The organism is Ralstonia mannitolilytica (assembly GCF_000954135.1).
GTDB classification, from domain to species: Bacteria; Pseudomonadota; Gammaproteobacteria; order Burkholderiales; family Burkholderiaceae; genus Ralstonia; species Ralstonia mannitolilytica.
Genome location: NZ_CP010799.1, coordinates 1348361 through 1366481 on the forward strand (window position 1 = coordinate 1348361; position 18121 = coordinate 1366481).

The 18121-nt window shown below is 66.5% G+C and carries 19 protein-coding genes; 4 read left to right on the forward strand and 15 right to left on the reverse strand.

From position 1 onward, the window contains the following. Nucleotides 1-71: 71 nt before the first annotated feature. From TK49_RS06410 to TK49_RS25075, 5 genes are all read right to left on the reverse strand, one after another. On the reverse strand, nucleotides 72-1619 hold the full coding sequence (locus tag TK49_RS06410; protein ID WP_045785967.1) for a methyl-accepting chemotaxis protein: 1548 nt from the start codon (nucleotides 1617-1619) through the stop codon (nucleotides 72-74). A gap of 197 nt (nucleotides 1620-1816) precedes the next feature. Beyond that, the gene (locus TK49_RS06415; protein WP_045785968.1) at nucleotides 1817-2272 is read right to left on the reverse strand and encodes a DUF2147 domain-containing protein; all 456 of its coding nucleotides are present in this window, start codon (nucleotides 2270-2272) and stop codon (nucleotides 1817-1819) included. A 61-nt stretch (nucleotides 2273-2333) separates the two neighbouring features. Beyond that, a complete protein-coding gene (locus TK49_RS06420; RefSeq protein WP_045785969.1) occupies nucleotides 2334-3476 on the reverse strand; it encodes a collagen-like triple helix repeat-containing protein in 1143 nt (380 codons plus the stop codon). Between the two features lie 137 nt (nucleotides 3477-3613). Further along, on the reverse strand, nucleotides 3614-4405 hold the full coding sequence (locus TK49_RS06425) for a collagen-like triple helix repeat-containing protein (protein WP_045785970.1): 792 nt from the start codon (nucleotides 4403-4405) through the stop codon (nucleotides 3614-3616). Nucleotides 4406-4966: 561 nt separating this feature from the next. Then, nucleotides 4967-5098, reverse strand: a complete 132-nt coding sequence (locus TK49_RS25075; protein WP_257984056.1) for a hypothetical protein — start codon at nucleotides 5096-5098, stop codon at nucleotides 4967-4969. Between the two features lie 1054 nt (nucleotides 5099-6152). On the opposite strand from TK49_RS25075, the gene TK49_RS06430 reads away from it, so the two are divergent. Further along, on the forward strand, nucleotides 6153-6689 hold the full coding sequence (locus tag TK49_RS06430) for a histone H1-like DNA-binding protein (RefSeq protein WP_045785971.1): 537 nt from the start codon (nucleotides 6153-6155) through the stop codon (nucleotides 6687-6689). Nucleotides 6690-6925: 236 nt separating this feature from the next. On the opposite strand, the gene TK49_RS06435 is transcribed toward TK49_RS06430, so the two are convergent. From TK49_RS06435 to TK49_RS06480, 10 genes are all read right to left on the reverse strand, one after another. Further along, a complete protein-coding gene (locus TK49_RS06435) occupies nucleotides 6926-7393 on the reverse strand; it encodes an outer membrane lipoprotein (protein ID WP_045785972.1) in 468 nt (155 codons plus the stop codon). Nucleotides 7394-7402: 9 nt separating this feature from the next. After that, nucleotides 7403-8338: a carbohydrate kinase family protein gene (locus TK49_RS06440; RefSeq protein WP_045785973.1), complete on the reverse strand. Its 936-nt coding sequence runs from the start codon at nucleotides 8336-8338 to the stop codon at nucleotides 7403-7405. Between the two features lie 93 nt (nucleotides 8339-8431). Beyond that, on the reverse strand, nucleotides 8432-8932 hold the full coding sequence (gene tpx / locus TK49_RS06445; RefSeq protein ID WP_045785974.1) for a thiol peroxidase: 501 nt from the start codon (nucleotides 8930-8932) through the stop codon (nucleotides 8432-8434). Between the two features lie 47 nt (nucleotides 8933-8979). Next, nucleotides 8980-10350 carry a DUF3426 domain-containing protein gene (locus TK49_RS06450; RefSeq protein WP_045785975.1) on the reverse strand — a complete coding sequence of 457 codons (1371 nt, stop codon included), beginning with the start codon at nucleotides 10348-10350 and terminating at the stop codon, nucleotides 8980-8982. A 105-nt stretch (nucleotides 10351-10455) separates the two neighbouring features. Then, nucleotides 10456-11352, reverse strand: coding sequence for a 50S ribosomal protein L11 methyltransferase (prmA, locus tag TK49_RS06455; RefSeq protein ID WP_045785976.1), 897 nt, complete (start codon nucleotides 11350-11352; stop codon nucleotides 10456-10458). Beyond that, nucleotides 11349-12716 (reverse strand): acetyl-CoA carboxylase biotin carboxylase subunit, encoded by a 1368-nt coding sequence (gene accC / locus TK49_RS06460; RefSeq protein WP_045785977.1) that lies wholly within the window; start codon nucleotides 12714-12716, stop codon nucleotides 11349-11351. Before accC ends, prmA begins: the two co-directional genes overlap by 4 nt. Before the next feature lie 132 nt (nucleotides 12717-12848). Then, on the reverse strand, nucleotides 12849-13316 hold the full coding sequence (gene accB, locus TK49_RS06465; RefSeq protein WP_045785978.1) for an acetyl-CoA carboxylase biotin carboxyl carrier protein: 468 nt from the start codon (nucleotides 13314-13316) through the stop codon (nucleotides 12849-12851). A gap of 140 nt (nucleotides 13317-13456) precedes the next feature. Continuing rightward, nucleotides 13457-13924: a type II 3-dehydroquinate dehydratase gene (aroQ, locus tag TK49_RS06470; RefSeq protein WP_045785979.1), complete on the reverse strand. Its 468-nt coding sequence runs from the start codon at nucleotides 13922-13924 to the stop codon at nucleotides 13457-13459. A gap of 183 nt (nucleotides 13925-14107) precedes the next feature. Further along, nucleotides 14108-14632 (reverse strand): TlpA family protein disulfide reductase, encoded by a 525-nt coding sequence (locus TK49_RS06475; RefSeq protein WP_045785980.1) that lies wholly within the window; start codon nucleotides 14630-14632, stop codon nucleotides 14108-14110. Nucleotides 14633-14695: 63 nt separating this feature from the next. Then, entirely contained in the window at nucleotides 14696-15370 is a 675-nt protein-coding gene (locus TK49_RS06480; protein WP_045785981.1) for a hypothetical protein, read from the reverse strand. Nucleotides 15371-15450: 80 nt separating this feature from the next. Here TK49_RS06480 and mpl point away from each other — a divergent pair, with 80 nt between their 5' ends. The 3 genes from mpl to TK49_RS06495 are packed head-to-tail and all read left to right on the forward strand — an operon-like array spanning nucleotide 15451 to nucleotide 18041. Continuing rightward, entirely contained in the window at nucleotides 15451-16836 is a 1386-nt protein-coding gene (mpl, locus tag TK49_RS06485; protein WP_045787776.1) for a UDP-N-acetylmuramate:L-alanyl-gamma-D-glutamyl-meso-diaminopimelate ligase, read from the forward strand. A 6-nt stretch (nucleotides 16837-16842) separates the two neighbouring features. Then, a complete protein-coding gene (locus TK49_RS06490) occupies nucleotides 16843-17466 on the forward strand; it encodes a YqiA/YcfP family alpha/beta fold hydrolase (protein ID WP_045785982.1) in 624 nt (207 codons plus the stop codon). Beyond that, nucleotides 17463-18041, forward strand: coding sequence for a chorismate--pyruvate lyase family protein (locus tag TK49_RS06495; RefSeq protein ID WP_045785983.1), 579 nt, complete (start codon nucleotides 17463-17465; stop codon nucleotides 18039-18041). The genes TK49_RS06490 and TK49_RS06495 overlap by 4 nt, the downstream gene beginning before the upstream one ends. Nucleotides 18042-18121 lie beyond the last annotated feature (80 nt).

Here is an 18121-nt window from a genome sequence, read left to right on the forward strand (position 1 = left end):
GGCGCGCAGCATAGCACCATGCATGGCGCCCGAGAACGCAGCGCGGCCCCTCCCGTGGGCGGGGCCCCGCGTTACGCCGTGCGGAACGAAGCGACCGCGTCGCGCAACACCTGCGCCTGTTCCTCCAGCGACAGCGCGGCGGCGGCCGCCTGTTCGACCAGCGCCGCGTTCTGCTGCGTCACTTCGTCCATCTGATTGACGGCCTGGTTGACCTGCTCGATGCCGGAGCTTTGCTCCTCCGATGCCGAGCTGATCTCGCCCATGATGTCGGTCACGCGCTTGACGGCGACGACCACCTCGTCGATCACACTGCCGGCCTCGGCCACCAGCGTGGTGCCGTTTTCCACGCGGCCGACCGAGTCGCTGATCAGCGCCTTGATCTCCTTGGCGGCTGCGGCGCTGCGCTGCGCGAGGCTGCGCACCTCGCCGGCCACGACGGCAAAACCGCGGCCTTGCTCGCCTGCGCGCGCAGCCTCCACCGCGGCGTTCAGCGCCAGGATGTTGGTCTGAAATGCGATGCCCTCGATCACGCCGATGATGTCGGCGATCTTCTTGCTGCTCTCATTGATGCCGGCCATCGTGTCGATCACGCGGCCCACGACTTCGCCCCCCTTGACCGCGATGTCCGACGCGCTGACGGCGAGCGTGCTGGCCTGGCGGGCGTTGTCGGCGTTCTGGCGCACGATGCTGGTCAGCTCTTCCATGCTGGAGGCGGTTTCCTCCAGCGACGAGGCCTGTTCTTCGGTGCGCTGCGACAGGTCGGCATTGCCCGCGGTGATCTGCTTGGTGGCGCTGGCAATGGAATCGGCCGACGTCTTGATGTGGCCGATGGTGCCGGTCAGTTGCTGCTGCATCTGCGCGATGGCCACGAGCATGCTGTCGCGGTCGCCAGGGCGCGTCTGCACGCGCACGGTCAGGTCGCCTGCGGCGATGCGGCGGGCCACCTCGGCGGCGTAGCCCGGTTCACCGCCGAGCCCGCGCTGCACGTTACGGATGATGAGTGACATGGCCAGCGACACCATACCGCCTACCAGCAGGATGACGATCAGGTTGGCGACGAGCGAATGGCGATATGCGGCATCCACCTCCTGCAGGAAGACCGCGCTGGAGAGATTCCAGTCCCACGGCGCAAAGCGTTTCACGTAGCCGATCTTGGGCAGGGCGGTTTCGCTGCCGGGCAGCCGGCCCTGGTATTCGGCAAAGCCGAAGCCTCTCTCCTTGGCTGCGTTGACGATGGTCGGGTAGACGAGCTTGCCCGTCGGGTCTTTGAAGTGTGCCGTGCTCTTGCCGACCATGTCGGCCAGCGTAGGATGCATCAGCAGGATGAGCTGCGAATCCACCACGAACAGGTAGCCGGTGCTGCCGTAGCGCATCGTGGACAGCGCCGCGAGCGCGCTTTTCTTCGCCTCGTCTTCGCTCATGGCGCCTGACTGTGCGCGCCCGTGATAGAACTTGGCGACGCCCTCGGCAGCATCCACAAGGTTCTGCAGGCCGGCCTTGCGCTCATCGAGCATCGTGGCGCGGGTCTCCATCGCGCTCCAGATGCCCACGCCGATCAGCCCCAGCCACATCAGGGCCAGTGCCAGGCGCAGTTTTCCTTTGAGTGTCCACTGTCGCATGCCGCGTTTTCTCCACTTATCGTTGACGACTCCCCAACGAAGTAACGGCGAGGGACGTGTCTTCTTGAGTGGTGCCGGCCCGCGGGCAGTGTGCGGCGTTACGCAAAAAAGAAGCGCCGGCTTGCACCGGCGCCGAAGAGACGGCGCCCCGTACAGGGTGCCGCCGCGCGTTGAGGCTCTGCGTTATCGGGCCGAGGTCATTGCTCGCGGACCCACGTCTGCGTGCGGCCCAGCAGGCTGATGCCGAGGAAGCCGCGCACGTTGAGCTTCTTGCCGTCGTCGGCCAGCGACATCTTGGCGTTGTAGACCTTGCCGTTTTCCGGATCGAGGATGTTGCCGCCCGACCATTCGTTCTCACCGGTCTTCTTCAGGTCCTTCAAGATGGTCAGGCCGACGATCGGCTGGTCCTTGCGGTCATCGGTGCACTTGGTGCAGGTCTTGTTCTCGTCGCCCGGCACCAGGATCTTGGTGACCTTGCCCGTGAACACGCCGTTGTTCTCGACAATCGTCACTTCGCCCTTCTGCTTGCCGGTGTTGTCGTCGATGGTCTTCCAGGTGCCGGCGGGCGTGGCCTGGGCGAAGGCGCTGCCTGCCGCCAGTGCGAGGGCGAGTGCGCCCGCCAGGCGTGCGAGAGAGTGGGGGGTGCGTTGCATTGTGGCGTCTCCTTGTCAGCTTAAAAAGAATCGGTGAGGCAGATCAGTGCGCGGGCACGGGTCAGTGTGTGCCCAGCGCACCGGTCAGGGGTGACAGCGGATTGCTGCCGGTGCCGCCGGCGGCGTTCGTGACGCCGCCCAGCGCATTGGTGATGGGCGCGAGCGGGTTGCTGCCGCCGGCACCGCCGGTCAGCGCGCTCGTCACCGATGCAAGAGGATTGCCGCCACTGCCGGAGAGCGCACCCGTCACCGGGGCCAGCGGGTTGCTGCCGCCGCCCAGGCCACCGCCCAATGCGCTCGTGATCGGCGCCAGCGGATTCGTCGAGCCGCCGCTGCCGCCATTGACGAGACCGCCGGCGCTGGCCACCGTGGCACCCACTGCGCCGGCGACGCCGCCAACATCACGCGTGAGCGGGTTGCCGCCTGCCGCGCCGACTTGCGCACCGGCGCTCTGCAAGCCGCCGCCCACGGTGTTCAGCGCGCCCGCCAGCGGGCCGCCGAGCATGGTGGCGCTGCCCACCGCCTGCGTACCCTGCACGATCTGCGACGACAGCGGCACGATGGCGTTGCTCGCCTGCTGCGTAACCTGCTGCACCGGGCCGCTCGACGTGCCGATCGTCACGAGGCCGCCCGCACCCTGCAGCACCTGGCCCAGCGCGGAGACCCCGCTCCCCACCGGCGACGTCACCGGGTTCAGCGGCGCAAGCGGGCTGCCTGCCGCACCCAGGTCGCTCACGGTCTGGCCCGCATAGCCGACCGTCACCCCGGTCGAGCGGATCACGTCGCCCGAGCTTTGCACCGTGGTGCCGACCGGGTCCGGCGTCGAACCGATCTTGCCGAGTCCGCTGCCGATGCCGTTGCCCAGCACCTGCACGGTGTTGCCCGCGGAGGTGACTGTCGCGCCCAGATCCTTCTGCGCGGCCGTGCCGCCGATGACGGGCACCGACGCCGTGCCGATCGTCGTGCCCAGGTCGCTGACCGTCTTGCCCGTCTGCGTGACGACGTTGCCGCCGTTGCTTGCCACGTTGCCCACCGGCACGGCGCCCGGATCGTTGTTGGCCGTCGATGCCGGTGTGGTGTCGCCGTTCGGGTTGCCGCCCGATGCGCAGCCCGCCAGTGTCAGCACGGCCAGCGCGGCCGCAGCCAGCAGCGTGCGCGACGACGAAACGGTGAAAGAAGCGTGGAGCGGGTTCTGAATCTTCATGGTGAGTCTCCTTGTAAGCGCGGCCCGTACCGCGAAGTCACCGCCGGGGCCGGAAGAACGCGCGTCTGGCGTCCAGCGGGTCGCATCCGTCTGCGTTTGCTGCCGAATGCAAAGAAAGTTGTTCCAACGTTGCGACATCAACGGTGCGCCGCCGATGTCACCCCCGACAACACGCCGCCGACCAGCCCGCCGACTGCGCTGCCGATGCCGCCCAGCCCGCCGGGCGGATTGCTCGCCGTCGTACCGCCCGGGCTTGCGGTGCCTGCACCGGACAAGCCGGACGTGAGCGAGCCGATGGTCGTGCTGATCGGGGCGAGCGCACCGCTCAGTGCGCCGCCCGTCGTGCTGCTGCCTGCCGAAGGCCCGGCTGGCGTCGCGATCGTCGACAAGCCGCTGGTGAGCGTGCCGAGCGCGCTGACCGTGTTGCCCAGCGTCGACACCAGCGCATCACCCTTGCTGGCTGCGGCGATCGTGCGGCCCTCGCTCCCGAGCACGCCGCCCAGCGTCGTCAGCACGTTGCCGATCGGTGTGCCGAGGCCGGTGGCGGCGCCCAGCGTTTGCGTGGCCGATGTCAGCGTGGCGGTGAGCGGCACGATGGCCGTGACGGTGGTCGTCGTCAGCTGTTCGACGCGGCCGGTGAGCGGCGTCACCGGTGCATTGCTGCCCGATCCGGTTCCGCCCGATGCGCTGCCGCCGCCATCGGACCACGTTGGTGAACCCGACGCCGTGACGCTTGGCTTGGAGGACGCATCACTGCCACCGCCGAGCGACGCGCCCATGTCGCCGCTGCCGGAATTCGCGCACGCCGCCAGCGTCGCGAACGAGGCAGTCGCCACCACGCGCGGCATCCAGCGCAACGTAGCTTGGGTCTGCGGGGAAACCCCACGCTTCGGTGGGTTCGATGTCGACAAGCACGCTCGAACACGCATCTTGTGCCTCCACTGCTCGAACCTGCCCACGCTCGCTGCATCACCGCTGCGGCGGATGGCGGGCAGATTCCCAGAACGCTTCAGTTGGACCCCTGTGTCTTGCGCTCTTTGTTCATCGGGTGTGCCGTCGCCCAGTGAGCGAGGCGAGTGACGGCCGCCCTGGTCTTGTGGACCACGCGCAGGTCCACGCCACGCCGCGCGATCGATGCCGTGCTGACGTGGTGAGCGGATCGTGGAGTGAAACCGAATGGCATGACAATCAGCGCCAACCTGACGCGCCGATATGCGGTTGCAGCATTTCAAACGGATGGCCCGCCCCAGAGCAAAGTGGAAAGCCGGTCTTCGGAAATCCGCCGTGCAGCAAAAACCCCCCAGGAATGCCCGTAGAGCAATTCTTCTATCGTCGTAAAACAGCCCCGTTTCAAACGCAGTTGCACACGGTTTTCAGTCGTTGCTGAACACGGTTTCCGATGGGCCGCGGGTTCTGCGGGCGAGCGTCGGCCATGCCGGCGTCGACGCTGTGCGGAACATGCACGGCGACGACGTGCGTGTCCGCTGTCGTCATGCATCGGCATGCAGGCAGACGGTGTTTGCATCATCGATGCGCGCACGTCGTTCCATCCGAGGTTCGATATCGCCTGCGCGCGGCACGCGATTTGCGCCACGTGCACGCATGTCGCCGAGGATCGCCATCTCGGGGCTCGCGTGTCTCGTGCGCAAGTGCGTGTGCGATGTCGAAAGACACGTTCGACACGTCGATGCGCGCGCGTCGATGGCATCGACCGCGCGTGCGCGCGAAGAGAATTCGCGCGCGCTGTCGCATCTACGCATCGTTTTTTTCTGGCGTGCATCGCAGCGTTCGCGTGTCGCCGCGCGTGTCGATGACGCTGCCGCCATCAGCTGCGTGTCTGCTCGCGACGCGCACGCATGCAGTAGCGTGTGTCGCCGTAAACCGGCATGAACACTGGCTTCGCGGGCCGCGTGTGTGAGTGCGAAGCAACGCATTCACACGATGTTACGACGCAAGAAAATGCGCATGCGCCGGGCCACTGAACCTGCATGCACGATCCCGAGCGGAGCGACGCACAGACGCAGCGCAATCCTTCACCAAAACTCGCCGCGCTTTTTGCATAAATCTCTTAACATCACCGCGCAAACGAATTATGATTCGCCTTGACAAGACGTTGACTTCGATGCAAGGAAGCTTCGCGCGATCAACGACGATGAACTTCCAAGCGGCAGTTGAAAGGTAGTCGAGGAGCGTAACCACTTTGATGCACGCCACGCCGACAGGGCTGTTCGAACTCGGTGCCGTCTCTGCGATCCCCCCGTCGGGATGGGCGTACTACCCCCAAAAGAAAACGCGCGCTCTCCAGATTTTCGCTGTCCGTAAAACCGCCCTGCGAGCGGCTTTGCGATCCACACAGCGATTCGCGCAAGATCAGATTTCGACCGGTGTGGCCACGATGCCCCGGTCCTCTCAGTTGATGAAGACTCGCCGGATGCCGCATGTCCGGCCGGCTGCGGCTGCTCGCATGCGCGCGCCCGAGGCGTGCAATTTGCTGCATGCATCGTCGGCGTGCGTCGCGGGTCTTCCTACCGAATTCATTAGCGTGCGACTGCAGTCTGGTGGCGCGCCGATGAATCGCTCGCTCGGTTGGTCTGGCGATGCCCTTGCATCGTGGGATCGGGCCGGTCGGGTTGCTCAATCTCGATAGTTCGATACCCAATCTTGAAGGAGTTTCCCATGGCAACTGCTGCTAAGAAGAAACCGGCCGCCAAGGCCCCGGCCAAGAAGGCCGCTGCAAAGAAGGCTCCGGCCGCCAAGAAGGCTGCTGCGAAGAAGGCCGCTCCGGCCGCCAAGAAGGCTCCGGCCAAGAAGGCCGCGGCTAAGAAGGTCGCCGCCAAGAAGGCACCTGCCAAGAAGGCCGCAGTGAAGAAGGTTGCTGCCAAGAAGGCACCCGCCAAGAAGGCCGCAGTGAAGAAGGTTGCTGCCAAGAAGGCGCCCGCCAAGAAGGCCGCAGTGAAGAAGGTTGCTGCCAAGAAGGCGCCCGCCAAGAAGGCCGCAACCAAGAAGGTTGCTGCCAAGAAAGCACCTGCCAAGAAGGCTGCTGCGAAGAAGGCTCCGGCTGCGAAGAAGGCCGCTGCTGCGAAGAAGCCCGCTGCGAAGAAGGCTGCTGCCAAGCCTGCTGCTGCACCGGTCGCTGCACCTGCTGCACCCGCTGCCAAGACCGCGCTGAACCCGGCTGCGGCATGGCCGTTCCCGACCGGCAACCGTCCGTAAGTCATTCTTGCGACGGTGATCCTTCGGGACCACAGCGGCGCGCATGCCGCGCCCACCTGACCGGATACCGCGTATCTGGTCCGCAAGACCAGGTGTCTTGCACCGCCCGCCGATCGGCTCACGCCCCGGCGGGCTTTTTCATGTCTGCGCGATCGACGCGGCAGGCGTAAAAAAACCGCACCGGCGCAATGCCGATGCGGTCTTTTCCAATGCCGGCCGAAGCGGCTCTCGATCGTTCAGTGCGTCACGCGGGTCACGCCGCCCGACGACAGCAGGCGCACGCGCTCGCCGGGGCGGAAGGCCTCGTCGGCGTCTTGGGTGATGGCGCGGTATTCGCCGTTGTCGAGCTTGACGGTGATCTCGAGGCCGGGGCGCTTGTTCGCCTGGTTCTCGATGGCGCTGCCCGCGACGCCGCCCAGGATGGCGCCCAGTACGCCCGCCGCCACAGAGCCGTTGCCGCGCCCGATGGCCGCTGCCGAACCGATGCCGCCGATCGCGCCCCCGGCGATGGTGCCGACGCCTGTGGCTTCGCGGTCGATCACGACGTTGCGCACGGAATCCACCGTGCCGAAGCGCACCGTCTGTTCGCGTTGCGCCTGCGCCCCGGTGTACGCACTGTTGGAGTTAGTGCCCATGGCGCAGCCCTGCAGGCCGAGCGCGGCGACCAGCAAGGTCGCAGCACCGATGCGATAGATGGGTTTCATGTTCGTTCCTTATTGATACCGGTACCCGAAAGCGGACTCAAAGCGCCGGGCGATTTCGTCGACGGGCAGGCCGTGATTCTGCGGGCCTTGGCAGGCGATCTTGATCGAGCCCATCAGGCTGGCGAGGCGGCCGGTGGTCTCCCAGTCCAGGCCGTTCTCGATACCGTACAGCAGCCCACCGCGGAAGGCGTCGCCGCAGCCGGTCGGGTCGACCACACGCTCGGCCGGCACGACTGGAATAGTGTACTGCTTGCCGCCGGCGTGAATCTCCGCCCCTTCTTCCCCGCGCGTGACGATGAAGGCCTCGACGCGCTGCGCAAGCTCCGTCGCACTGTAGCCCGTACGTGACAGCATGACCTGCGCTTCGTAGTCATTGACCACCACGTAGGTAGCGAGTTCAACGAAGCGGCGCAGGTCGGCGCCATCAAACAGCGGCATCGCCTGGCCCAGATCGAAGATGAATGGCACGCCCGCTTCGGCGAACTGGGTGGCGTGGTGCAGCATCCCGTCGCGGCTGTCGGGGCCGACCAGGCCGAGCCGGGCGGGCAGCGCATCCTTGACCGAATTGACGCTCGACTGGCTCATCGCGCCTGGGTGGAACGCGGTGATCTGGTTGTTGTCGCGGTCGGTGGTGATCATGGCTTGCGCCGTGAAGGTGTCCGGGATCTCCGTGATGTACTTGGTGGAGATGCCGAGCTTCTTCAGGTAGTCCAGATAGGGGCCTGCGTCCTGGCCGACGGTGCCCATGATGATGGGCTCGCCGCCGAGCAGCTTGAGCGTGTAGGCGATGTTGCCTGCGCAGCCACCGAACTCGCGGCGCATGCTGGGCACGAGGAAGGAGACGTTCAGGATGTGGATCTTGTCGGGCAGGATGTGTTCGCGGAAGTGTCCGTCGAACGTCATGATGGTGTCGTAGGCGACCGAGCCGCAGATCACGCTGGCCATATTGAGAGGGCTCCAGATATGAACGCGGCCGCCCCAGTGGACGGCCGTGTGATGGACGAGAGACCGGTGGCCGGTCCCGCAACAGTTTGCAGCTTACTTCAGCGCGGCCAGGGCAGCGTCGTAGTCCGGCTCTTCCTTGATCTCGGGCACGAGCTGCGAATACAGGACGGTGTCGTCGGCATCGAGCACGACCACGGCGCGTGCGGTCACGCCGGCCAGCGGGCCCGACGTGATGTCGACGCCGTATGCTTGCTTGAAACCCTTGTCGCGGAAGGTGGACAGCGGCTTGACGTTGGCGATGCCCTCGGTCGTGCAGAAGCGGCCGGCGGCGAACGGCAGGTCGGCCGAGATGGACAGCACGACCGTGTTGTCGAGCTTGGCAGCGGCTTCGTTGAACTTGCGCGTGGAGGTGGCGCACACCGGGGTGTCCAGGCTCGGCACGATGTTCAGGACCTTGCGCTTGCCGGCAAAGTCAGCCAGCGACACGTCCTTCAGATCTGCGCCGACCAGCGTGAATGCCGGGGCCTTGTCGCCCTTCGCCGGGAATTTGCCGCCGACTTCGATCGGGTTGCCGCCAAGGGTCACGTTTGCCATGGTGTGCTGCTCCTTCGTGTTGATACGTGTTGGGGTGAATCAGGAATTCAGGGGTAGAAGATCAGCACCCGGTAGTTGGCCGTCGGGCGCTGGGACTCGAATCGTACCCGAATCGGCAGCTCGGCGCGGGCGGGCAGCCCTGACTTGCCGTATGCACTGTCGGTCGGGTTCAGGTAGTCGGTCGGCAGCAGGGCGCGGCGCGCGAGGAGCTGGTCCTGCAGGTCGGTGGTCACCAGTTCGATGGCCGGCAGGGCGACGGGGCCGCCGGCTCGGTTGCGCAGGGTCGCCGTCAGCACATACTGGTCTGATGCGTCGCCTTCCTGACGCTGCAACTGCGACGATTCGATCTGCAGTGCGTCGAGATCACGCGGTGGTGCCACCGTGCAATGCAGGGGTTGGCACATCGCTTCCCACAGCGGCCGGGTGGACGGCACCCGCCGCGCGATTTCTGCGCGCGCCAGGAAAAGCAGCTGCGCCACCGCCAGCACCGACAGAGCGCCGATCGCAACGCGTGCGAGTGTGCGGCGGCCGGTCGACTTGCGTGCCTGCTCGCGCGCCTGTGCGGCACGCAGGAAATCGAGCGTGGCTGCCGACACGCCGTGATTGGGGCCCCGCACCTTGCGTGAGCGGGGGGCGCCGGTCAGCGTGCGCTGCGGTGTCGGGCCGGCGTGTTCCACGGGCGTGCGCCGGGCCTGGCCCTGGCGCCTCGGTACGGGCGCGAACTGTGAATGCGGGTCGGACTCGTGGCGCAGCCAGACTGAGTCGTGCCGGTCCGACGGTGCGGGGGGGGCGGGAGTTTCTTCCTCGGCGGCGATGGCCGGTTCCACCGGCAAATCTGCCGACGGCTGCCTGGGTACGGCAGCGGCGAACGGGTCCTCCTCATCTTGAGGATCGCGAATGGGCGGCAGTCCGTGGAACGGGTCAGCGGGGGCGGCGGCGGGCTGCGGGTCGGCCGGTGCGGCTTCGGCTGGTGCTTCTTCGGGCAGAGGGCGGGTGTCCGGGGCGGACGGCTGCGTGTCAGATGCCGGCGTCGCGCCTTCCACCTCACCGAGATGCACTTCGGCCACGTCGTCGCCGGGCACTTCCTCTTCCCAGATCAACGTCATGCCGAAGCCGTGGTCGTGTTCGGCGGATGCAGACGCGGCGGGTGTTTCGGTGGGCGGTGCGGCAGGGTCCGTCGCGGCGACGCGCGCAGGTTCCGCGTCGGCAACGCGTTCCTGCGCGAGCGGTGGTGGCTCTGGCTGCGCGGCCGGCGCCGGTGCAGCGCCGAGTTCGATAAGGTGATTGCGCCCATCGAAGACATGGTTGCAGCGCCCGCAGCGGACGAGGCCGCCGCGCAGCCGGAGCTGGTCGGCGACGACACGGAATGCGGTATGGCAGTTGGGGCAGCGGGCGGCGAGACGTGGCGCAGTTGCCATGCGAGACGAGGAGAAAGGAACCGACCGCGCGAGTATTGCAGACAGTGGCGCCAGCGTCGACCCACCTTTGAGGGCCGGGCCGACGCTGCGCGCGCTTCCTGACTGTTAAGCCGGTTTCACGCCGTGCAGGCAGACCCAGCCGTCACGTGCGCGCCACACCGTCAACGGAATGGCCGAGGCATACGCGGCCGCGACTTCTTCCGCCTGGCGCTCGAGTACGCCCGACAGCACCAGCCGGCCGCCTGGACGCACACGTGCGCACAGCATGGCCGCCATGAGCTTGAGCGGGTTCGACAGGATGTTGGCGACGACGAGGTCGAACGTGCCTTCCGGCGCATCGTCCGGCAGGGCGAACGTCGCTTCGACGTGGTTGCGTTCGGCGTTGTAGCGCGAGGCATCGACGGCGTTCGGGTCGATGTCGACACCGACTGTTTCACCGGCGCCGAGCTTCTTGGCGACGATGGCCAGGATGCCCGAGCCGCAGCCGTAGTCCAGTGTGCGCTCTTGCGGCTGCACGTGGTGTTCGAGCCATTCCATGCACAGGCGCGTGGTCGGGTGGCTGCCGGTGCCGAAGGCCAGACCCGGATCCAGCTCCAGCACCACGGCGTCGGGGTCCGGGGCGTCGTGCCACGAGGGCACGACCCAGATGCGCTCGCCGATATGGATCGGCTCGAACTGCGATTGCGTCACGCGCACCCAGTCCTGCTCCTCAACCTCGCGCACGGTGAACTGCGGCAGCGGCGAGAGGCCGATTTCGTTGGCCGCGGCAGCCACGAGCAGGGCGGGGTCGGCGTCGTCGGCCAGCAGCGCCACCACGCGCGAGCGGTTCCACGCCAGGCGGGTCGGCTCGTGGCCCGGCTCGCCGAAGAGCGGTTCTTCGTCGGGCGTGTCGGCATCGGCGTCTTCCACCGAGACCGACAGGGCGCCGAGGTCGAACAGCGCCTCGGACAACGCCTCGGCGTCATCCCGCGCGACTTCGAGCACGCATTCGCGGTACGTCACTTGCCGCCGCCCTTGGCCACTTCCTGTTGCGCCAGACGGTGCTCGAGGTAGTGGATGTCCGTGCCGCCTTCCACGAAGTTGGCGTCGAGCATCAGGTCGCGGTGCAGCGGCACGTTGGTCTGGATGCCCTCGACCACCATTTCCGACAGGGCGATGCGCATGCGGGCGATGGCCTGCTCGCGCGTGGCGCCGTACGAAATGACCTTGCCGATCATCGAGTCGTAGTTGGGCGGCACGAAATAGCCATTGTAGGCATGCGAATCGACGCGGATGCCGGGGCCGCCCGGCGTATGCCACGCGGTGATGCGGCCCGGGGACGGCGTGAACTTGAACGGGTCTTCAGCGTTGATGCGGCACTCGATGGCGTGGCCGCGCAGCTGGATGTCCTTCTGGCGCAGGCGCAGCTTCTCGCCGGCGGCCACGCGGATCTGCTCCTGCACGATGTCGACGCCTGTGATCATCTCGGTGACGGGGTGCTCGACCTGCACGCGCGTGTTCATCTCGATGAAGTAGAACTCGCCGTTTTCGTACAGGAACTCGAACGTGCCCGCGCCACGGTAGCCGATCTTCTTGCATGCCTCGGCGCAGCGGTCACCGATGCGCTCGATCAGTCGGCGGGCGATGTGCGGTGCCGGCGCTTCCTCGATCACCTTCTGGTGGCGGCGCTGCATCGAGCAATCACGCTCGCCGAGCCAGATGGCGTTGCGGTGCTGGTCGGCCAGAACCTGGATTTCCACATGGCGCGGATGCTCCAGGAACTTCTCCATGTAGACCTCGGGGTTGCCGAAGGCACGGCCGGCTTCTTCGCGCGTCATGTTGACGGCGTTGATCAGCGCGGCCTCGGTGTGGACCACGCGCATGCCGCGGCCGCCACCGCCGCCGGCGGCCTTGATGATCACGGGGTAGCCGACCTTGCGGGCGATCGCCAGGATCTCCTTCGGGTCATCGGGCAGGGCGCCGTCGGAGCCCGGCACGCACGGCACGCCGGACTTGAGCATCGCCTGCTTGGCCGACACCTTGTCGCCCATGAGGCGAATACATTCGGGCGTCGGGCCGATGAAGGTGAAGCCGGATTGCTCAACGCGCTCGGCAAAGTCGGCGTTTTCCGACAGGAAGCCGTAGCCGGGGTGGATGGCCTGGGCGTCGGTCACCTCGGCGGCCGAGATGATGGCCGGCATGTTCAGGTACGACAGCGGCGACGGTGCCGGGCCGATACACACGGCTTCGTCGGCCAATTTGACGTATTTGGCTTCCTTGTCCGCCTCGGAATAGACCACCACGGTCTTGATGCCGAGCTCGCGGCAGGCGCGCTGGATGCGAAGAGCGATCTCGCCGCGATTCGCGATCAGGATCTTGTCGAACATCGTGTTCTCGCTACAAAAAGGAGAGGCGAGGGCGCTGTGGCCGGGCTGCACTCAGTGGCAGCCCTTGTGCGCCGGCTCGCGCTCGGATGCGGCACGCTGCGCGCCGCACGATGAGGGTCGGATGCCTGGAGATCAGCCGATGACGAACAGCGGTTGGCCGTACTCCACAGCCTGGCCGTTCTCGATCAGGATTTCCTTGATGACGCCGGCCTTGTCTGCTTCGATTTCGTTGAGCAGCTTCATCGCTTCGATGATGCACAGCGTCTGGCCTTCCTTGACCGTGTCGCCCACCTTGACGAACTCGGCCGCGCCGGGCGACGGCGAACGGTAGAACGTACCGACCATCGGCGACGTCACGATGTGGCCCGCAGGCAGCGCCGGGGTCGAGGCTTCAGCGCCGGCGGCGGGCGCCGGGGTCGCCGTCACGGCGGGGGCAGCCGGGGCAGCGGGCATCGGCGCATACTGCATCGGCGCAGCCACCACTTGCTGCGGGGCCGACTTGACGATGCGGACCTTGCCTTCGCCCTCGGTCACTTCGAGTTCCGAAATGCCCGATTCGGCCACGAGGTCGATCAGCGTTTTCAGCTTGCGCAAATCCATGAACGTTCTCCTGCAGCGTCGGCGTCTGGGTCAGGGGATGTGCGGGAATGGCTTTTCGGCCGCACATCGGTCCAGGTGCTCCAGGCGCTGGCGTGGTTGCGTTGGTTAAAGTAGGTTGAATGAAGGAAAGAGACGGCCGTTCAGCCGCCGTGTTGATCGATTGCGTAGTCCAGCGCCGCCAGGTAGCCGCGCCAGCCGAGCCCGCAGATGACGCCGACTGCCTGGTCCGCCAGATACGAGTGGTGACGGAACGGCTCGCGGCGGTGCACGTTGGACAGGTGGACTTCGATGTACGGAATCGCCACGCCGGCCAGCGCGTCGCGCAGCGCCACACTGGTATGCGTGTAGGCGGCCGGGTTGATGATGATGAATTCGACGCCTTCACCCTTGGCGGCGTGGATGCGGTCGACCAGCGCGCCTTCGTGGTTCGACTGAAAGTGCGCCAACGTCACGCCGCGCGCCTGGGCGCGTTCCACCAGGGCGGCATTGATGTCGGCCAGGGTGGTCGCCCCATAGACTTCCGGTTCACGCGTTCCCAATAAATTGAGGTTGGGCCCGTGCAAGACGAGCACGCTGTGAAGCGCTTTGGTGGTCGGTTTGTCAGCCACGATTTGACCGGTTGAGCGAAGTTGGGCGCAATTTACAGCAACTTAGAATGCTTTGTCTAGTTTTTGCTGAAAAAGTATCGACAAATCGGTGTTTTCACGGATCTTGGCGCTTTCGACGGCAGTTTCCGGCAAAAAGAAGGGGAGTTGCCTGCACATGAACGTCATATGACGTTTTTGCAAGTTTCATATGCGTTGCAACGCGACGCGCAATTCCTCCGCATGCACTCGGCCCATCTTCCGGAAGGTGATATCACCCTGAGGGTTCAGGATCACCGTAAACGGGAGGCCCCCTACCTCGTTTCCGAACTGGCGCCCGAGTTCCGTGCCCCCAAAACCGGCCACCGCAACCGGATAGGTGACGCGCACCTTACTCAGAAACGCCTGGATGTTGGCAGCGGAGTCGATGCCGATGCCCACGAAGCGGACCTTGCCCTTCTGCTCGTTGGCCAGCGCGGATAGCTCCGGCATTTCCTCGACGCAAGGGCCGCACCACGGCGCCCAGAAATTGACCACGACCGTCTGGCCACGGAACGCCGCCAGGTCCAGGGTTGCGCCGCTCGCGTCCGGCAGTTTGGTGCCGTAGAACGTGGCGACGGCCGCATTGGCCGGCGGCTTCGGTTCGGTGTGGCGATGCCCGATGTAGACGCCCAGCGCGGCGGCGGCCGTGCCGGCAACCAGCAGGGCGATCAAAGTGGTGCGGCGGGACATGGTCGGCGTGGGCCCCTATTGTATACAGCGCGATGGCGTGCGGGATTGTACTCCTGTCGGCCCTCACCCCCCGGACAGCAGGCTGCGCACCGCCTCGGCATCGCCGCGCTGGGTCTTGCCGGTGGCGTCGGGGCGGCGGGCGCCACGCACGTCGTCCAGGTCATACAGGGCGATGTGGACGCCGACGGGGGTGCCCGTCTGCGCGCGCAGCTCCCGGGCGAGATCGCGCGATTCGGGCCCCGCCGGCCATTGACCGCGCCACAGGAAGCTGAGCGTTTCCACTTCGTCGCGGCCAGCGAAGTGAGCACTCTCTGTCGTGTCGAAATCCACGCCGGCGTTGAGCAGGAAGATCGCGACGTCCTTCGGACTGTCACAGAAGACCTGCAGGTGGATGTCGGAGTGCTCGCTGGCGGTGCCGTTGAACACTGCGCCGGCCAGATACGGGTTGTAGACCTCGAGGCCCTCCATCAAGACCAGCGCGATACGGCGTAGCAGCGCAAGCACGCGCGGCTGGGAATCCGCCTGAAACAGCGCCTGGTATTCACGGACTTCGGTTTCGACCTGCTCGTTATCCGGAAGCCACTCGCCGACTGCGCGCGCTTCCGTGCCGAGCACCTGGCGTGCGGCCTTGCGCTTGGCAGTGGCGTAGTCGGCACCGTCCTCCGCGATCATGCGGGCGGCAACGGCGGCGATTTCCTCCCGCACGCGGACGGGGTCGAGGGTAGGGCGTTTTGACATGGCTCTATTTTACTGAAGCGGGGGGAGCCGCCCCGAAACCAGCGGGTACAATGCCGCGCAACGAAGTCGAGACGTCTCCCATGCATATCCACATCCTTGGAATCTGCGGCACCTTCATGGGCGGTATTGCCCTGATCGCCCGTCAGGCCGGCCACCGCGTCACGGGTTGCGACGCCAACGTCTATCCGCCGATGAGCACCCAGCTCGAGGCGCAGGGCATTGAACTCATCGAGGGGTTCGACCCCGGGCAGCTGTCGGTCGGCGCCGATCTGTACGTGATCGGCAACGTGGTTTCGCGCGGCAACCCGCTGATGGAGGCCATCCTCGACCGCAACCTGCCTTACGTGTCGGGCCCGCAATGGCTGGGCGACAACGTGCTGCGGCAAAAGTGGGTGCTGGCGGTGGCCGGCACGCACGGCAAGACCACGACGACCTCGATGCTGGCGTGGATCCTGGAAGACGCCGGCTACCAGCCCGGTTTCCTGGTGGGCGGCGTGCCGCGCAATTTCGGTGTGTCTGCGCGGCTGACCGAATCCGACTTTTTCGTCATCGAGGCGGACGAATACGATACGGCGTTCTTCGACAAGCGCAGCAAGTTCGTCCACTACCGTCCCCGCACGGCCATCCTCAACAATCTGGAGTTCGATCACGCTGACATCTTCCCCGATCTTGGCGCGATCGAGACGCAGTTCCACCACCTCGTGCGCACGGTGCCGGGCCAGGGGCGACTCCTTGTCAATAGCCGCGAGGATAGCCTGAAGCGCGTACTTGAGCGCGGATGTTGGTCGGAAGTCGAGCATTTCGGCGCAGAAGACGTAGCAGGGTGGAACATCTCCGACCTTGGCGCCGACGACAGCTTCGACGTGGTGTTCCACGGTCAACCGCAGGGCCGGGTACGCTGGGCGCTGCAAGGCGACCACAACCGCATGAACGGCCTGGCTGCCATTGCTGCAGCCCGCCACGTCGGCGTGCCGCCCGCGCAGGCCATTGAAAGCCTGGGGCGCTTCGAAAACGTGAAGCGGCGGATGGAGGTGCGCGGTACCGTGGACGGCGTGACGGTCTACGACGACTTCGCGCATCACCCCACCGCCATCCGAACGACGCTGGAAGGCCTGCGCCGGCGCGTGGGCGATGCCCGCATCCTCGCTGTGCTGGAGCCGCGCTCGAACACCATGAAGCTGGGAGTGATGAAGCAGCAGCTGCCGGATAGCCTCGCCGGCGCGGACCAGGTGTTCGCGTTCGGCGCCGCCGATGGCCGGGACGCCATCGGCTGGGACCTCGCCGGCGCGCTGGCGCCTCTGGGCAAGCGCGCCGCTGCGTTTTCCGATTTGCCGACGCTGGTGGCGGCGGTCACGGCTGCCGCCCGCCCGGGCGACCACGTGCTTGTGATGAGCAACGGCGGTTTCGGTGGGGTGCATCAGAAGCTGCTCGACGCCTTGGCCGCCCGCGTCGGCGCGGCGCACTGAGCGCATATGCTGGCATCCATCGTCTATCTGCACGGATTTCGCTCGTCGCCGCGCTCCTTCAAGGCGCAGTTGCTTGGTAAGCGGATGGCGTCTGTCGGGCTGGCCGGCCGCTACGTGTGCCCCGCGCTGCCTGTCTCGCCGCGCCATGCCCTGGAAGAGGTCGAGGCGTTGATCGCTGAACTTGAAGCGCGTGACGGCGTCAAGCCGGCCCTCATCGGTTCCTCGCTGGGTGGCTACTACGCCACATGGCTCGCGGAGCGACACGGCTTGCGTGCGGCGATGCTGAATCCCGCCACCCGCCCTGACCGCGATCTTGCCAAGTACGTCGGCGAGCAGCCGTTGTGGCACGGTGGCGGCACGATTCGCGTCGAGCCGCATCACCTCGACGAGCTGCGGGCGCTGGCCGTGCCGGCCGTCACGCAGCCGGAGCGCTATTACCTGCTGGCTGCCACGGGCGACGAGGTGCTGGATTACCGTGAAATGCTGGCCCACTTCCCCGGCGCGGCCACGCGCATCATCGAAGGCGGCGACCACGGGATCAGCGATTTCGCGCGCTACATGGACGAAGTGCTCGTCTTCTGCGGCGTTCCGGCCGACATCTTGGCGACGCATCCCTTCGACGGCACATGACCGGGACCCCGTTGTACCCGCGTAGCGCCTGGCGTCGCGCGTTGCCTCCCGCCGTCGTGTATGCCCGGCACTGGGCGCGTTGGGCAGTCGGCGCCAGTTCGCTGACGGCACGGCTGCGTGCGGCCTCGTCCACGTTCGAGGTGCGGCTGCTTGGCCAGAAGCGCGCGATGCCGTTGCGGGACGAATGGCGGTGTCTCGGCATGACCGGGCCCGCAGAGACCCTGGTGCGCGAGGTACTGCTCGCCTGCAACGGCATCCCGGTCGTCTATGCGCACACCGTCGTGCATCCCCGCAGCGTGGCGCTCGACTGGCCGTTCCTGAAGGCGCTTGGCACGCAGCCGCTCGGCCATTCGCTGTTTGCCGATCCGCGGGTCGAGCGCGGCGCGTTCGAGTTTGCGCTGCTTGACGCGCGGCATCCGCTGGTACGTCGCGCAGACGATGCCCTGGGAGACGCACCGGTCGCCAGGAGTGGGCGTCTGCCGGCGCGGCGGTCGGTGTTCCGGCGCGGCGCCAGTGCGATGCTGGTGACGGAAGTTTTCCTGCCGGCGCTGGCGGCTTTTCACCCGCCGCGGTAGGCGCATTTCGCGGGCGCGGGGCCCGGTCAGTGCGGTATCATCGGCCCCAACTTTTCGTTGCCGCACACGCTTCGGGTGTG

Excerpts from the sequence above, each read along its gene's own strand:
- TK49_RS06410 (WP_045785967.1), bottom strand. The coding sequence starts at position 1,619 with ATGCGACAGTGGACACTCAAAGGAAAACTGCGCCTGGCACTGGCCCTG.
- TK49_RS06415 (WP_045785968.1), bottom strand. The coding sequence starts at position 2,272 with ATGCAACGCACCCCCCACTCTCTCGCACGCCTGGCGGGCGCACTCGCC.
- TK49_RS06420 (WP_045785969.1), bottom strand. The coding sequence starts at position 3,476 with ATGAAGATTCAGAACCCGCTCCACGCTTCTTTCACCGTTTCGTCGTCG.
- TK49_RS06425 (WP_045785970.1), bottom strand. The coding sequence starts at position 4,405 with ATGCGTGTTCGAGCGTGCTTGTCGACATCGAACCCACCGAAGCGTGGG.
- TK49_RS25075 (WP_257984056.1), bottom strand. The coding sequence starts at position 5,098 with ATGGCGATCCTCGGCGACATGCGTGCACGTGGCGCAAATCGCGTGCCG.
- TK49_RS06430 (WP_045785971.1), top strand. The coding sequence starts at position 6,153 with ATGGCAACTGCTGCTAAGAAGAAACCGGCCGCCAAGGCCCCGGCCAAG.
- TK49_RS06435 (WP_045785972.1), bottom strand. The coding sequence starts at position 7,393 with ATGAAACCCATCTATCGCATCGGTGCTGCGACCTTGCTGGTCGCCGCG.
- TK49_RS06440 (WP_045785973.1), bottom strand. The coding sequence starts at position 8,338 with ATGGCCAGCGTGATCTGCGGCTCGGTCGCCTACGACACCATCATGACG.
- tpx (WP_045785974.1), bottom strand. The coding sequence starts at position 8,932 with ATGGCAAACGTGACCCTTGGCGGCAACCCGATCGAAGTCGGCGGCAAA.
- TK49_RS06450 (WP_045785975.1), bottom strand. The coding sequence starts at position 10,350 with ATGGCAACTGCGCCACGTCTCGCCGCCCGCTGCCCCAACTGCCATACC.
- accC (WP_045785977.1), bottom strand. The coding sequence starts at position 12,716 with ATGTTCGACAAGATCCTGATCGCGAATCGCGGCGAGATCGCTCTTCGC.
- accB (WP_045785978.1), bottom strand. The coding sequence starts at position 13,316 with ATGGATTTGCGCAAGCTGAAAACGCTGATCGACCTCGTGGCCGAATCG.
- TK49_RS06475 (WP_045785980.1), bottom strand. The coding sequence starts at position 14,632 with ATGTCCCGCCGCACCACTTTGATCGCCCTGCTGGTTGCCGGCACGGCC.
- TK49_RS06480 (WP_045785981.1), bottom strand. The coding sequence starts at position 15,370 with ATGTCAAAACGCCCTACCCTCGACCCCGTCCGCGTGCGGGAGGAAATC.
- mpl (WP_045787776.1), top strand. The coding sequence starts at position 15,451 with ATGCATATCCACATCCTTGGAATCTGCGGCACCTTCATGGGCGGTATT.
- TK49_RS06490 (WP_045785982.1), top strand. The coding sequence starts at position 16,843 with ATGCTGGCATCCATCGTCTATCTGCACGGATTTCGCTCGTCGCCGCGC.
- TK49_RS06495 (WP_045785983.1), top strand. The coding sequence starts at position 17,463 with ATGACCGGGACCCCGTTGTACCCGCGTAGCGCCTGGCGTCGCGCGTTG.